This window comes from Rahnella sp. PAMC25617 (assembly GCF_050606005.1).
GTDB lineage: Bacteria > Pseudomonadota > Gammaproteobacteria > Enterobacterales > Enterobacteriaceae > Rahnella > Rahnella variigena.
This window is the reverse complement of sequence record NZ_JBOCUM010000009.1, coordinates 146,724-160,755: the sequence shown is the minus strand read 5'-3', so window position 1 is coordinate 160,755 and position 14,032 is coordinate 146,724. Positions and strand designations below refer to the sequence as shown.

At 54.0% G+C, this 14,032-nt stretch carries 9 protein-coding genes and 1 pseudogene; 8 read left to right on the top strand and 2 right to left on the bottom strand.

What is annotated here, in order from left to right; translation table 11 throughout:
* Positions 1 to 427 precede the first annotated feature (427 nt).
* Positions 428 to 1,354 (top strand): tol-pal system-associated acyl-CoA thioesterase, encoded by a 927-nt coding sequence (gene exbB / locus ACM615_RS13310; RefSeq protein WP_240783352.1) that lies wholly within the window; start codon positions 428 to 430, stop codon positions 1,352 to 1,354.
* Positions 1,355 to 1,363: 9 nt separating this feature from the next.
* Entirely contained in the window at positions 1,364 to 1,798 is a 435-nt protein-coding gene (gene exbD / locus ACM615_RS13305) for a TonB system transport protein ExbD (RefSeq protein ID WP_112287738.1), read from the top strand.
* 72 nt (positions 1,799 to 1,870) lie between these two features.
* On the opposite strand, the gene garD is transcribed toward exbD, so the two are convergent.
* Positions 1,871 to 3,442: a galactarate dehydratase gene (gene garD / locus ACM615_RS13300; protein WP_129639265.1), complete on the bottom strand. Its 1,572-nt coding sequence runs from the start codon at positions 3,440 to 3,442 to the stop codon at positions 1,871 to 1,873.
* 562 nt (positions 3,443 to 4,004) lie between these two features.
* On the opposite strand from garD, the gene ACM615_RS13295 reads away from it, so the two are divergent.
* From ACM615_RS13295 to ACM615_RS13275, 5 genes and pseudogenes are all read left to right on the top strand, one after another.
* Complete coding sequence (locus ACM615_RS13295) at positions 4,005 to 5,351, top strand: MFS transporter (protein ID WP_431012020.1); 1,347 nt, start codon at positions 4,005 to 4,007, stop codon at positions 5,349 to 5,351.
* A gap of 61 nt (positions 5,352 to 5,412) precedes the next feature.
* On the top strand, positions 5,413 to 6,183 hold the full coding sequence (gene garL, locus ACM615_RS13290) for a 2-dehydro-3-deoxyglucarate aldolase (protein ID WP_431012019.1): 771 nt from the start codon (positions 5,413 to 5,415) through the stop codon (positions 6,181 to 6,183).
* A 24-nt stretch (positions 6,184 to 6,207) separates the two neighbouring features.
* Positions 6,208 to 7,104, top strand: a pseudogene (gene garR, locus ACM615_RS13285) (2-hydroxy-3-oxopropionate reductase); the annotation flags it as partial.
* Between the two features lie 120 nt (positions 7,105 to 7,224).
* Positions 7,225 to 8,364, top strand: coding sequence for a glycerate kinase (locus ACM615_RS13280; protein ID WP_113877393.1), 1,140 nt, complete (start codon positions 7,225 to 7,227; stop codon positions 8,362 to 8,364).
* Positions 8,365 to 8,481: 117 nt separating this feature from the next.
* Positions 8,482 to 9,789 carry an amino acid deaminase gene (locus tag ACM615_RS13275; protein WP_129639263.1) on the top strand — a complete coding sequence of 436 codons (1,308 nt, stop codon included), beginning with the start codon at positions 8,482 to 8,484 and terminating at the stop codon, positions 9,787 to 9,789.
* Between the two features lie 54 nt (positions 9,790 to 9,843).
* Here the strand turns inward: ACM615_RS13275 and barA are convergent, their stop codons facing one another.
* A complete protein-coding gene (gene barA, locus ACM615_RS13270) occupies positions 9,844 to 12,594 on the bottom strand; it encodes a two-component sensor histidine kinase BarA (protein WP_129639262.1) in 2,751 nt (916 codons plus the stop codon).
* Between the two features lie 64 nt (positions 12,595 to 12,658).
* On the opposite strand from barA, the gene rlmD reads away from it, so the two are divergent.
* Complete coding sequence (gene rlmD, locus ACM615_RS13265) at positions 12,659 to 14,029, top strand: 23S rRNA (uracil(1939)-C(5))-methyltransferase RlmD (protein ID WP_431012018.1); 1,371 nt, start codon at positions 12,659 to 12,661, stop codon at positions 14,027 to 14,029.
* The last annotated feature ends 3 nt before the right edge of the window (positions 14,030 to 14,032 follow it).

Sequence of the window (14,032 nt, the reverse complement as noted above, 5' to 3'; positions counted from 1 at the left end):
TGTGTAAATAAGCTTTTAAATTATAGGGATACAAGCATTGCCGGTATGCGGTCTTCGCCTGAGTAAGCACCTTATCCTATTTTTTACTGTGCGGTATTTGAGCATTATCACAAACTCGCAACAAATGTAAAAAGGTGTTACTTAATATTTAAAACATTGTTTTGACTTAGATGTTGAAGCTCAGATGATTGATTTACCGCGTAATTCTTTTGGAAAGTGTGACGCAGATTAAATTGTTCATCCCTTGTGCAAACACGAAAAACCTTGTCGTCTGTCAATGACACGCCAGCCTGCAGGCGCGACAATGTAAATAATAATGAGAACGACTATCAATTAGGCCTTTTTCTTTGATATCATTCGGCGTTATTCATTCCTTCTACACACTGATTCTGGCTGGAGGCGACGCGTGAAAACGGCTCGCAATAAGATGAAAGAGGCGACCTCATTACTGATGTCGTTGATGTTGGTTGCTGGCTTAAGCGGCAACGCGATGGCTGCACCTGCGACGCCGGCTGGACAAGCCGTCAATTCTGCAACAACTCAACCGGCAGCGGCGGATGCCCCTGCACCGGCGAACAGTGATGCAACGCCAGCACCGGTGATGCAACCGACTCCGTCCGAAGCGACGCCTGTCATTCCTACCGATTTGTCTGTTATGGGCATGTATCACCACGCCGATGCGGTGGTGAAAACCGTCATGATTGGCCTGCTGCTGGCCTCTGTCGTCACCTGGGCGTTGCTGTTCAGCAAAGGTGCTGAAGTGTTCACTGGCAAACGCCGTATGCGCCGCGAGTTTGATGCGCTGTCTTCTGTCCGTACGCTGGACGAAGCCGCTGAGCAAGCCGAAAGCTTCGCCGCCAGCAGCATCAGCGCCCAGATGATCCGTGACGCACAGAATGAACTCGAGCTGTCAGCAGGTTCCACCGACAACAACGGCATCAAAGAACGTACCGGTTTCCGCCTTGAGCGTCGCGTCAGCGCAGCCGGCCGTTACATGGGCCGTGGTAACGGTATTCTGGCGACTATCGGGGCAATCTCTCCGTTCGTCGGCCTGTTCGGTACTGTGTGGGGCATCATGAACAGCTTCATCGGTATCGCGCAAACGCAGACCACTAACCTGGCCGTTGTAGCGCCGGGCATTGCAGAAGCTTTACTGGCAACGGCTGTCGGTCTGGTTGCCGCGATCCCTGCCGTGGTTATCTACAACATTTTCGCCCGTACCATTACCTCTTACCGTCATCAGGTTGGCGATGTGGCGGCGCAGATTATTCTGTTGCAGGGTCGTGATTTGGATCTGGCTGCCAGCAAAGGCGATGCGCCACGCGGTCAGACAGGTCAGTTACGCGTAGGGTAAGAACAGATTATGGCTATTCGGTTAAACGACGATATCGACGAAAGCGGTGAAATGCATGACATCAACGTCACGCCTTTCATTGACGTCATGCTGGTATTGCTGATCATCTTCATGGTGGCCGCACCGCTGGCGACCGTAGATGTGCGGGTTGATTTACCCGCCTCTACGGCGAAACAGCAGCCGCGTCCTGAGAAACCGATCTTCCTGTCGGTGAAAGCAGACAAACAGCTGTTCCTGGGCGACACGCCGGTCAACAGCGATAATCTGACCTCGATGCTGGATCAACGTACTCAGGGCAATAAGCAGAGCACGATTTTCTTCCGTGCGGATAAGACAGTGGATTACGAAACGCTGATGAAAGTGATGGATAACCTGCGTAAAGCCGGTTACCTGAAAGTCGGACTGGTTGGCGCTGAACAAACCGGTGCCGCTGCGGCGCAGTAAGTTTTTCCTCGAGATCAGACGCACAAAAAAGGCCAGCGATGCTGGCCTTTCGTTTATCTGTAAAACCGAAACTCAGGTCACCGGCGCCGGGTTAAACACCGCCAGCGCATTATGGATGCCCCAGGTGTCTGACCAGGTTTTCTTGCGCCCGCTGGCGATATCGAGAATGAAGTGGAACAGTTCCCAGCCCACATCTTCGATAGTCGCGTCGCCGGTCGCAATAGTACCCGCGTTGATGTCCATCAGATCGTGCCAGCGGTTAGCCAGCGTGGTGCGGGTCGCCATTTTAATCACCGGCACCGCCAGCAGGCCGTAAGGCGTACCGCGTCCGGTGGTAAAGACCTGCACGGTAATCCCGGATGCCAGTTGCTGTGTTCCGCAGACAAAATCACTGGCAGGCGTGGCAGCGTAGATCAGGCCTTTTTTGGTCGGACGCTGACCCGGAGACAATACTTCTGAAATTGCGCTGGTGCCGGATTTTGCAATCGAGCCGAGCGCTTTTTCCACCACGTTGGCCAGACCGCCTTTTTTGTTACCCGGAGACGGGTTGGCGCTGCGGTCGGTTTGTCCCATCGACAGATAATCATCGTACCAGGCCATTTCTTCCAGCAGACGTTTACCCACTTCGACATCCGCAGCGCGCGGCGTCAGTAAGTGGATGGCGTCGCGCACTTCAGTCACTTCTGAGAACATCACGGTCGCGCCACAGCGCACCAGCAGGTCCGAGGCGTAACCTACCGCCGGGTTAGCTGTCACGCCGGAGAAAGCATCGCTGCCGCCACATTGCGTGCCCACGACCAGATCAGACGCCGGACAGGTTTCGCGCTGACGGCGGTTCAGGCGCTCGAGATGGAATTGTGCAACGGTGAGGATATCGTCCACCATCGACTGGAAGCCGACATGCTGTTCATCCTGCAAACGGACGATATGCGTATCGTCGAGGGAAATCGCCTGCACGTCCGGCGTGCCTTCCAGCAGGCGCTCGGGTTGCAGCTTTTCACAGCCCAGACCGACCACCATCACTTCGCCGCCAAAGTTCGGGTTCAGCGCCAGATTGTGGATAGTGCGGATCGGCACCACCGCCGCGGGGGCGTTAATTGCCACGCCGCAACCGTAGAGATGGTTCAGCGCCACGACGCCATCGACGTTGGGGAATTTCGGCAGTAAATCACGCTCGATGATTTTGACCACGTAATCCACCACGCCCGCCACACAATGCACGCTGGTGGTTATACCGAGCAGATTTTTAGTGCCTACGCTGCCGTCGTCGTTGCGGTAACCTTCAAAGGTATAGCCTTCCAGCGGCGGTAAGGCGGGCGGAACGCGGGTGGCCAGCGGCAGGCTGTTAAGCTCCGGCGCGACCGGCAGTTCCACCAGGGATTCGTCAATCCAGCCGCCCTGTGCGATATCACGCACCGCATAGCCGATGACTTCACCATAACGAATAATATCGCCACCCTGGGTAATCGGTTCTAAGGCAACTTTATGGCCTTGTGGAATATGCTCAATTAATTCCAGACCATTAGAAAATCGGGTGCCGGCTTTTAAACCGTTATCGTTCACAATAATAGCAACGTTATCGCTTTCATGAACCTTAATGAAAAGTGCTTCGGTTGCATGTTCTTTATCTTTATTACGTGACATAACTGTCTCCGCGTTTATTAAACATCCCGGAACAAAAGGCTCCGGTTAATTCTCTGAAGTTGACGCTTAACGACGTTTCTCAAAACATGCTCTGTAATACAGGGTATGACGCTCATTATAAGACAGACTTCCACGAACCTCATTGTGCAACTGACCAGCTTTTTACCGGTTTAACATCATTCTGTGGGGCAGGTGACAGAATAAATGTGATGGATATCACCCTTTGATTTGAGCGGTTATCAGCGCGAGATAATCTGTGATTCTCCTCCCACATCGATGTGTGTATGCAAAAGAATAGTCACAATTATCTGCTATATTCTTGGGCGAATGCACAGTGTTATTTCGGGGCCTCTTTTTTATACTGTATTAGCCCTCTGAAGGTGACGTTTTAAGTAATACAGGTAAATTTCGTACAAGGATTAATAAAGGATTAATTCGCCAGATCGTATAAATGCTTCTTATAAAGAAACTATAGGGTAAATAACGCAGAGGAATGGCGGGCGTTATTTGAGCAGCGGTGAATTACCTGAATGAATTTTTCAATATTACAACGAAGGTCACCATGAATATTCAATCTCAGTCTCGGACAATCGCGCAAAGTAAGGTACGAACACATATTCGTTACTACATTTTGCTGATTATCTTTTTAATCACGGCGGTGAACTATGCCGACCGTGCAACGCTTTCCATTGCAGGCACCGAGGTCGCGCGCGAGCTGGGCCTGGATGCTGCGGATATGGGGCAAATCTTTGCGGCATTCGGCTGGGCATATCTGATTATGCAGTTGCCCGGCGGATGGTTGCTGGACAAGTTCGGTTCCAAGAAAGTTTATACCTACAGCCTGTTTTTCTGGTCGCTGTTCACCTTACTGCAAGGCTTTGTTGGCTGGTTCCCGCTGGCGTATGGCGCACTGACGCTGTTTATCCTGCGCTTTATGCTGGGTTTCTCCGAAGCGCCTTCCTTCCCGGCGAACGCCCGCATTGTCGCGGCCTGGTTCCCGACCACCGAGCGCGGCACCGCGTCGGCAATTTTTAACTCCGCACAATATTTCTCGCTGGCGCTGTTCTCTCCGTTACTCGGCTGGCTGACCTACGCCTGGGGCTGGGAACATGTCTTTATCGTCATGGGTGTGATTGGTTTTGTGCTGACGCTGGTGTGGATCAAATTTATTCATAACCCGCCGGAACATCCGCATATTTCCAAAAGCGAGCTGGATTTTCTGAAAGACGGCGGCGCGGTGGTGGATATCGACCACAAGAAAACCGACAGTGCGAAAAATGGTCCGAAATGGAGCTACGTTCGTCAGATGTTGAGCAGCCGCATGATGCTGGGGATCTTCTTCGGGCAGTATTTCATTAACAGTATTACGTGGTTCTTCCTGACCTGGTTCCCGATTTATCTGGTTCAGGAAAAGGGCATGTCTATTCTTAAAGTGGGGATGATTGCCGCAATTCCGGCATTGTGCGGTTTTGCCGGCGGTGTGCTGGGTGGCGTGTTCTCAGATTTCCTGATTAAACGCGGTTTCTCGCTGACCGTGGCACGTAAAATTCCTATCGTGCTGGGCATGTTGTTAGCCACCAGCATCATCTTGTGTAACTACACCGACAACAACGCGCTGGTTGTCACCCTGATGGCGCTGGCCTTCTTCGGCAAAGGCTTTGGTGCGCTGGGCTGGCCGGTGATTGCCGATACCGCCCCGAAAGAAGTCATTGGCCTGTGCGGCGGCATCTTCAACGTGTTCGGAAACGTAGCCTCCATCGTGACGCCGCTGGTGATCGGCTACATGGTAAAAGGGCTGCACTCTTTCAATATGGCATTAATTTTTGTGGGCTGTTCAGCACTGATGGCGATGCTTTGCTATCTGCTGGTGGTCGGCGAGATCAAACGTCTGGAACTTAAGAAACAGTAAATTTTGATGCGGGCACGCCGGATTTTCCGGCTCTGCCCCTGGATGAGGTCAGATATCAGATATGAGTAATCAAATGATTCCAAATCGCTTTCGCCAGGACTTACTGCAAGGAAAAACGCTGATTGGTTGCTGGTCAGCGCTGTGCAGCCCGATCACTACCGAAGTGCTCGGCGTGGCGGGTTTTGACTGGCTGTTGCTCGATGGTGAACACGCGCCGAATGATGTCACCACTTTTGTACCGCAGCTGATGGCGCTGAAAGGCAGCAGCAGCGCGCCGGTGGTGCGTCCGCAATTTAATGATCCGGTGGTGATTAAGCGCCTGCTGGATATCGGTTTCTACAACTTCCTGATCCCGTTTGTGGAAACGCAGGAACAGGCAGAACTGGCGGTGGCATCAACACGTTATCCGCCAGCAGGCATCCGTGGCGTATCGGTTTCGCATCGCAGCAACATGTTCGGCACCGTGCCGGATTACTTCACCAGCATCAACGACAACATTGCGGTGATGGTGCAAATCGAAAGTCAGCAGGGCGTCGATAATCTGGATGCGATTGCCGCCGTTGACGGCATCGATGGGATTTTCGTCGGCCCGAGCGATCTGGCCGCAGGCATGGGGCATCTCGGCAACGCCGGACACCCTGACGTGCAGGCCGCTATCCGTCACATTTTCGCCCGCGCAAAAGCACACGGCAAACCGAGCGGCATTCTGGCACCGGTTGAAGCAGATGCCCGTCGCTATCTGGAATGGGGCGCGACGTTCGTGGCGGTCGGCAGTGATTTAGGCGTTTTCCGCGCAGGGACTCAGGCGCTGTGTGATCGCTTCACCAAGTGATCCGCTCTCAAACATCAATATAAAGAGGATACCCGAATGAAAATTGGCTTTATTGGTTTAGGCATCATGGGCAAGCCTATGAGCAAAAACCTGCTGAAAGCAGGTTACGAGCTGGTGGTGATGGATCGCAATCAGGATACCGTCGGTGAAATTGTGAAACTCGGCGCGACAGCGGCAGATACCCCAAAAGCGGTGGCGTCGGTTTCTGATGTGATCATCACCATGCTGCCAAACTCGCCGCAGGTAAAAGAGGTGGCGCTGGGCGAAAATGGTCTGATTGAAGGCGCACGTCCGGGCACTATTTTCATCGACATGAGTTCTATCGCTCCGCTGGCGAGCCGTGAAATCAGTGAAGCGCTGGCTGCTAAGCAAATCGCGATGCTTGATGCGCCGGTTTCCGGCGGCGAACCGAAAGCCATCGACGGCACGATGTCTGTCATGGTCGGCGGCGACAAAGCGGTGTTCGATAAATGCTATGAAATCATGAAATCCATGGCGGGTTCCGTGGTGCATACCGGTGATATCGGTGCAGGCAACGTCACCAAACTGGCGAATCAGGTGATTGTGGCGCTGAATATTGCGGCCATGTCTGAAGCGCTGGTGCTGGCGACCAAAGCGGGCGTGGATCCTGATTTAGTTTTCCAGGCTATTCGTGGCGGACTGGCAGGCAGCACCGTGCTGGAAGCAAAAGCGCCGATGGTGATGGATCGCAACTTCAAGCCGGGATTCCGAATTGATTTGCACATCAAAGATTTAGCTAATGCACTGGACACCTCACACGGCGTTGGTGCGCAACTGCCTCTGACCTCGCTGGTCATGGAAATGATGCAGGCACTGAAAGCGGATGGTCACGGGCAATCTGACCATAGCGCCATTGCACGCTATTATGAAACCTTAGCGAAGGTTGAAGTTACCCGTTAGTCTGCGGCGGCAACGTGACCCTGAGTTAATGCTCGTTTCGCGTTGCCCTTCAGGCAGGATGCAAAACTGACAGGACGCTTTTCCACATCGGCGCGTGCAGTTTATGAAGGTAATGACTTTATGAAAATAGTGATCGCACCGGATTCATACAAAGAAAGTTTGTCTGCTTTGGATGTGGCAAAAGCCATCGAAAGTGGTTTTCGTGAGATTTTCCCCGAGGCGGAGTACGTCAAACTGCCGGTTGCCGATGGCGGCGAAGGCACTGTTGAGGCGATGGTGGCTGCCACCGGAGGCCGCGTCGTTAAAGTGAATGTCACCGGGCCGCTGGGAAAACCGATCGAGGCGTTCTTCGGGTTATCAGGTGATGAGAAAATCGCTTTCATCGAAATGGCGGCGGCCAGCGGGCTGGAAAGCGTTCCACCTGCGCAACGTAATCCGCTGAAAACCACCTCTTACGGCACCGGCGAACTGATCCATTCCGCGCTGGACCATGGCGTGAAACACTGCATCATCGGCATTGGCGGCAGTGCGACCAATGATGGCGGCGCGGGAATGATGCAGGCGCTTGGCGCGAAGCTGCTGACCAGAGAGGGCAAGCCGATTGGTCAGGGCGGCGGTGAGCTGGAAAAACTGCATCATATTGATATCAGCGATCTGGATCCGCGGATCAAAAAATGTCGCTTTGAAGTGGCGTGTGACGTGACCAATCCGCTGACCGGAAAAGACGGGGCGTCTGCTATCTTCGGTCCGCAAAAAGGCGCGACACCGGAGATGATCGAACAGCTCGACGGCTATCTGCATCATTATGCGCAAGTGATCAAAAAGGATCTGGGCATTGATGTTGAGCACGTTCCCGGTGCTGGCGCCGCGGGCGGTATGGGGGCGGCACTTTACGGATTCTGCCATGCGGAATTACGTCAGGGGATCGAGATAGTCACTGATGCGCTGGGGCTGGATGAGCTGGTGAAAGACGCCACGCTGGTGATCACCGGTGAAGGGCGTATCGACAGCCAGAGCATCAACGGTAAAGTGCCGATTGGTGTGGCGCGGGTCGCCAAGCGTTATAACAAACCGGTGATTGGGATTGCGGGCAGCCTGACAAAAGATGTGGATGTGGTTTATGACCACGGGCTGGACGCCGTTTTCAGTGTGCTTTACAGCATTTGTACACTCGATGACGCCCTGAAAAACGCGGCGGACAACCTGCGTAAATCCGCACGAAATATTGCCGCGACCATTAAATTATCGCAAAAACTTTAACCCACAGCAGTCAGGATAAAAAACCGGTGTTCAGGCCCAGCCTGCGCCGGTTTTTGTATTTTATTTGTGGCGGTTTTACGTTAGGTTTTAAAGACATTCGCCAATGAGAAAACACGTATGTCAGAGATTGATTTTTCACAGCAGCCGGTAAACACCCTGACCAAAGGGCTGGGGCCGCTGAGCGCCGGTGCGCGTAAGGGCGATATCCGCGGGCAAGGCTGGAATATTCTGCGTGAAGACGTCAGCCTGCCGGTGGCGGTGCTGCTCGAAGAGAGAGTCGAACATAATCTTTCCTGGATGCGCGAATTCATCCAGCGTTATCAGCTGAAACTGGCACCGCACGGCAAAACTACCATGAGCCCTGAGCTGTATCAGATGCAGCTGGAGTTTGGTGCGTGGGGTATTACGCTGGCGACTGCGCCGCAGGTTAATGCGGCATTCGCGCATGGCGTGCGCAAAGTGATTATGGCCAATCAGCTGATCGGCAAAGGCAATATGGCGATGATCGCCGGGCTGATGCGTGAAGACCCGTCTTTCGATTTCACCTGCATTGTGGATTCAGCGGACAACGCCGACGCGCTCGGGCATTACTTTGCCAGTCAGCAGCTGACACTGCGCGTGATGTTTGAATACGGCATTGCGGGCGGCCGGACGGGCATCCGCACCGAAGAACAGGAAGCTGACGTGCTGGCGGCGGTGAAACGCTGGCCGCAGTCGCTGGCGCTGGTCGGTGTCGAGCTTTACGAAGGTGTCAGTAATGACGAGGCGGTGATCCGCGGTTTTCTGCGCCACGTTATGACCCGCACGCAAGTGCTGGCACAGGCCGGAGAATTTGCCGAACCGCAGGTGATTTTAACCGGTGCCGGTTCCGCCTGGTTCGATGTGGTGGCAGAAGAACTGACCCGCGAAGACACGCATCTTGATGCTGAAAAACGCTATACCCTCGATATCATCCTGCGTTCCGGTTGTTACGTGACACACGACGTCGGCGCGTATCAGGCGGCGCTTGAGCGTATGCAAACCAGCAATCCGGTGGCGCGCGAGATGAACAGCAGTTTACAGCCCGCGTTGCAGGTCTGGGCGGCGGTGCAATCGTTGCCGGAGCCGGGCAGGGCGATTATCGCTTTCGGTAAGCGTGATGCCGGTTATGACGCCGGATACCCGAAAGCCGCCGGGCATTTCCGTCCGCGCAGCGCCACGCAGGCGGGATACACCACGGTGGTGCCTGCGCCGGAAGACTGGAAGGTGTTCGCGATGATGGATCAGCATGCGTTTATGTCGATACCGGAAAACGCTGACCTGAAAGTCGGTGACATGCTGGTCTTTGATATCAGCCACCCTTGCCTGACGTTCGACAAATGGCGGCAGCTGCTGCTGGTCAATGAACAGTGGGATGTGACCGGTGCGGTGACCACCTGGTTCTGATGAGACGAAAACGCCCGGACGATGCCGGGCGTTACTCTCTTACCGGATTATTTTCTACTTAGGTAAATAGGCCAGCGCAGCGCGCTTCACGTTGTCTATTTCATCAAGCAGTTCAAACCATTCAGGTTCGAGTGTTTCCACGCTGACGCCCTGTCGCAACTGTTGTTCAATGTAGAAACACAGCTGTTTCAGACGCGGTACGCCGCTGTAACTGCAACTGCCGTGCAGTTTGTGAATAAGCGCCAGAATGTCGTCGTCCGGTTCGCCCCGCGTTACCGCCTCCACGCGTTCAGCCACCTGTGGCAGGAATTCCACCAGCATTTGCAGTAAATCCTGCGCCAGCGCCACTTTATTGGCCGACTGACTCAGCGCCAGTTGCCAGTCGAGCGTGCTGATCGGCGCGAGGGATTCTCCGGACTGCAACGGAGAATCCAGCTGCGCCTGATGAGTCTGATGCCGTGACAGCACGTTTTTCAGCATACTTTCATCAATCGGTTTAGACAGATAATCGTCCATGCCCAGCTTCAGCAATTGCTCGCGTTCGCCACTCAGCGAGTGCGCCGTGACCGCCACGACCGGCGTTTTGGCATGGCGCGCCATCTGATGAATGATTTCACTGGCGCGGATACCGTCGATATCCGGCATCTGAATATCCATCAAAATGATGTCGAGGTCCGTATGACGCGCGACTTCAATCGCTTCTTCACCGCTGTGACACAGCACGGTGGTTTCCACTAATTCTTCCAGCAGCGCGCCAATCAGTTTGAGGTTGGCCGGATTATCATCCACCGCCATTGCGGTCAGCGGCAGACGCGACGTTTTGTTCTCATCATTGTTAATCACCCGCACCGACGCCTGCTGCTCTTTGAGCAATAACGGCAGTAAACGGATGCTCGACATCGGTTTAATCAGACAAGCCTCGACGCCGCGCCGTTTCAGCTCTTCGGCATCCACCTGGAACTGGCTTGGCAGTGCCAGCAACAGATGCTGAGTCATGCTGAACACTCTTTGCAGTTTGCCGTCGTAATCGGACAGCGTCATATCGGGGTTCACCGGAATACTGCACAGCATAATGTCGTAATGGGTTTCCGGAAGCGCTGCAATTGTCGTGCGGTGCGTAACATCCAGCGGCGTGGCTTGCAGGATTTCCATCGTGGCTTTTGCTGCCGCCGGATTGGCTTCAACATACGCCAGACGTTTACCTTCAAGGTGACTCATGGAAACCGGCGTGATGTGGCGGTTTTCATTCAGCTCAAGGGTGACGTGGAACCAGAACGTCGAGCCGCGGTTGATCTGGCTGTAGAAACTGATATCGCCGCCCATTTCTTTAACCAGACGCTGGGTGATGACCAGCCCTAATCCGGTGCCGCCGTGACGGCGTGAAATGCTGGCGTCTGCCTGACGGAAAGCCTGGAATAACTGCGACTGCTGACGCTCGGAAATCCCGATGCCGGTGTCGTGAATTTGCACTTCCAGTTCAACCTGCAAATTGTTCTGAGAACGCAGTTCCACGTTGATATCAATATTGCCTGTTTCGGTGAATTTAATCGCATTTCCAAGCAAGTTCGTTACCACTTGCTGCATGCGCATCGGATCGCCCAGCACGTTTTCCGGCACATTGTTGTGGACGTTGAGCGTCAGTTCCAGCCCTTTATCGTGGGCGGTATGCGCCAGCAAAATCACCACTTCATCGAGCATTTCACGCAGCGAGAAGGGAATATGCTCCAGCACCAGTTTGCCGGCTTCCAGTTTTGAGAAATCCAGCACGTCATTAATGATGGTCAGCAGATGGTTAGCGGAACGTTCAATGGTTTGCAGGTAATCCGCCTGCGTTGGCGACAGCGGGGTTTTCAGCGTCTGACGGGTAAAACCAATCACGCCGTTGAGCGGCGTACGCAGCTCGTGGGACATATTGGCCAGGAATTCTGATTTGATACGCGCCGCTTCCTGCGCACGCTTTTTCGCCAGATCCAGCTCGACGTTCTGGATTTCCATCTGCTCGAGGGTTTCGCGCAGATCTGACGTCGCCTGATCGATGTTCTGCTGCACTTCTTCGTGATACGCCGTCAGCGACATCGCCATCGAGTTAATGCCGTTTTTCAACATGCTCAGTTCGCCCGGCATGTTGCCTTCCACGCGGCTGTCGAGCTGCCCGCGGCGGATACGGTCAACGGTATTCACCATATTGCGGATAGGGCCGGTGACATCGCGCATCAGGCGATAGGCGAACAGGGTGGCGATCCCCAGACACAACAGCAGCAACATAGTGGAAACAAACGCTTCCTGATATTGCGCCAGTTTGACCGAGCGTAAATCCAGCTCAATGGCGATGTAACCTAACTGATGATTCGGTGACGCGCTGAAAGAATCATCGTCGGCTTCCGTGTGGTTTTCAGCCTGAATGGGCGTGCGTAAAATCAGCACATCACCGGAGCGTTCCTTGGTGAGTTCGCGGGGAATATCGTCAACGCGTTTGACCTGCAACGGACTGCCGTCGTGCTGCGTTGTGGAACTGGCAAACAGTTTATTGTCGCCATCATACACGGTGATGCTGCGCACAATATCCGAATGATTGCGGTGCAGGCGGCTGATCAGGCGCTGAACCGGTTGGCGTTCCCGGAACGTCATGCCATATTCGCTCGCGACCGCCAGAGGCTCGATAATACTGGCTCCGGCTTGCGTCAGCTGATTCTGCAATTCGTTGTAGCGATGGACCACAAAGAAGGTGCTGAGCAGCAAACCGATCATTAATGTCGGTGCCAGAATCAGGATCATCATCCTTGCGCGAAGGCTATATTTGGTCATGGGGTTCCAATGTGGGAGAATTAGCTCCAGCTAAGCTTAATAAACCAGCGTGTAATCGACAATAATGGCTCAATTCTACTCTCCGAACCGCCGCGTGACGACCCGGCAAACGATAACTGTGACCGCGACCGACCTTGATGCTTTCGGGCAGGGTGTGGCGCGCCACAACGGCAAAGCCGTGTTTGTCAGTGGTTTACTGCCCGGTGAACAGGCAGAAGTCACTTTAACAGAAGATAAAAGTAAGTACGCCAAAGGGCGGCTGAAACGTTTGCTGACCACCAGCGCCGATCGTGTGAAACCGGTTTGTCCGCACTATTCGGTCTGCGGCGGTTGTCAGCAACAACATGCCAGTGAGGCACTGCAACAGAGCAGCAAATCGGCATCACTGCTGCGCCTGATTTCGCGGGAAACCGGCGTTCAGGCGGATCCTCAGCCGGTGATTGCCGGTCCGCAATACGGTTACCGCCGTCGCGCGCGTCTGGGATTACAAATCGCCGGCGTTAAACCGGGGCGTAAAGCGGGAACGGCGAACGGTCCGCTGGTGATGGGTTTCCGTCAGGAAGGCTCAAACGATCTGGTGGCCATCACTAAATGTCCTGTTCTGCGGCCTGAACTGGAGCAACTGCTGGTGCCGGTGCAGGAATGTCTGTCGTCGTTGTCGGCGGCAAAACGTCTCGGGCATCTGGAACTGGTGCTGGCGGATAACGGTCCGTTGCTGGTACTGCGCCACCTTGAACCGCTCAGTGAAGCCGATCGCGCACGCCTGACCACCTTTGCCGCACAACATCAGCTGACGATTTTCCTGGCGCCTGACAGCGATACGCTGGAACGTTTATGCGGTGAAACACCTTATTATCAGATTGACGGTCTGAATCTGAAATTTGGTCCGCGCGATTTTATTCAGGTGAATGACGCGGTTAACCAGCAAATGGTGGCACAGGCCTTGCAATGGCTGGAACTGACGCCGGAAGATCGCGTGCTGGATTTGTTCTGCGGGATGGGGAATTTCACTCTTCCGCTGGCAAAAAGAGCTAAGCAGGTTGTCGGCGTCGAAGGTGTTGCTACACTGGTGGCGAATGGGCAAGATAATGCCCGAAATAATGGCTTGGAAAATGCCTCTTTCTTCCACGAGAATCTGGAAGATGATGTCAGTAAACAACCCTGGGCGGCGCAAGGTTTCAATAAAATCTTGCTGGATCCGGCCCGGGGCGGCGCTGCTGGCGTGATGGCGCATATCGTTAAGCTGGCCCCGGCGCGTGTGGTGTATGTGTCATGCAACCCCACAACATTGGCGCGGGACAGTAAAATTTTGTTGGAGGCGGGCTATCGATTGGCTCAGGTACGTATGCTGGATATGTTTCCGCACACCGGGCACCTTGAATCGATGGCTCTGTTTATCAACCCGTCTGACACAGGCGTTGTGTCAGAAACGTAGGGA

Bases quoted from the DNA above. Each gene is read 5' to 3' on its own strand.
- ACM615_RS13275 (WP_129639263.1), top strand. From the start codon at position 8,482: ATGTCAGAGATTGATTTTTCACAGCAGCCGGTAAACACCCTGACCAAA.
- garD (WP_129639265.1), bottom strand. From the start codon at position 3,442: ATGTCACGTAATAAAGATAAAGAACATGCAACCGAAGCACTTTTCATT.
- barA (WP_129639262.1), bottom strand. From the start codon at position 12,594: ATGACCAAATATAGCCTTCGCGCAAGGATGATGATCCTGATTCTGGCA.
- rlmD (WP_431012018.1), top strand. From the start codon at position 12,659: ATGGCTCAATTCTACTCTCCGAACCGCCGCGTGACGACCCGGCAAACG.
- exbD (WP_112287738.1), top strand. From the start codon at position 1,364: ATGGCTATTCGGTTAAACGACGATATCGACGAAAGCGGTGAAATGCAT.
- ACM615_RS13295 (WP_431012020.1), top strand. From the start codon at position 4,005: ATGAATATTCAATCTCAGTCTCGGACAATCGCGCAAAGTAAGGTACGA.
- exbB (WP_240783352.1), top strand. From the start codon at position 428: ATGAAAGAGGCGACCTCATTACTGATGTCGTTGATGTTGGTTGCTGGC.
- garL (WP_431012019.1), top strand. From the start codon at position 5,413: ATGAGTAATCAAATGATTCCAAATCGCTTTCGCCAGGACTTACTGCAA.
- ACM615_RS13280 (WP_113877393.1), top strand. From the start codon at position 7,225: ATGAAAATAGTGATCGCACCGGATTCATACAAAGAAAGTTTGTCTGCT.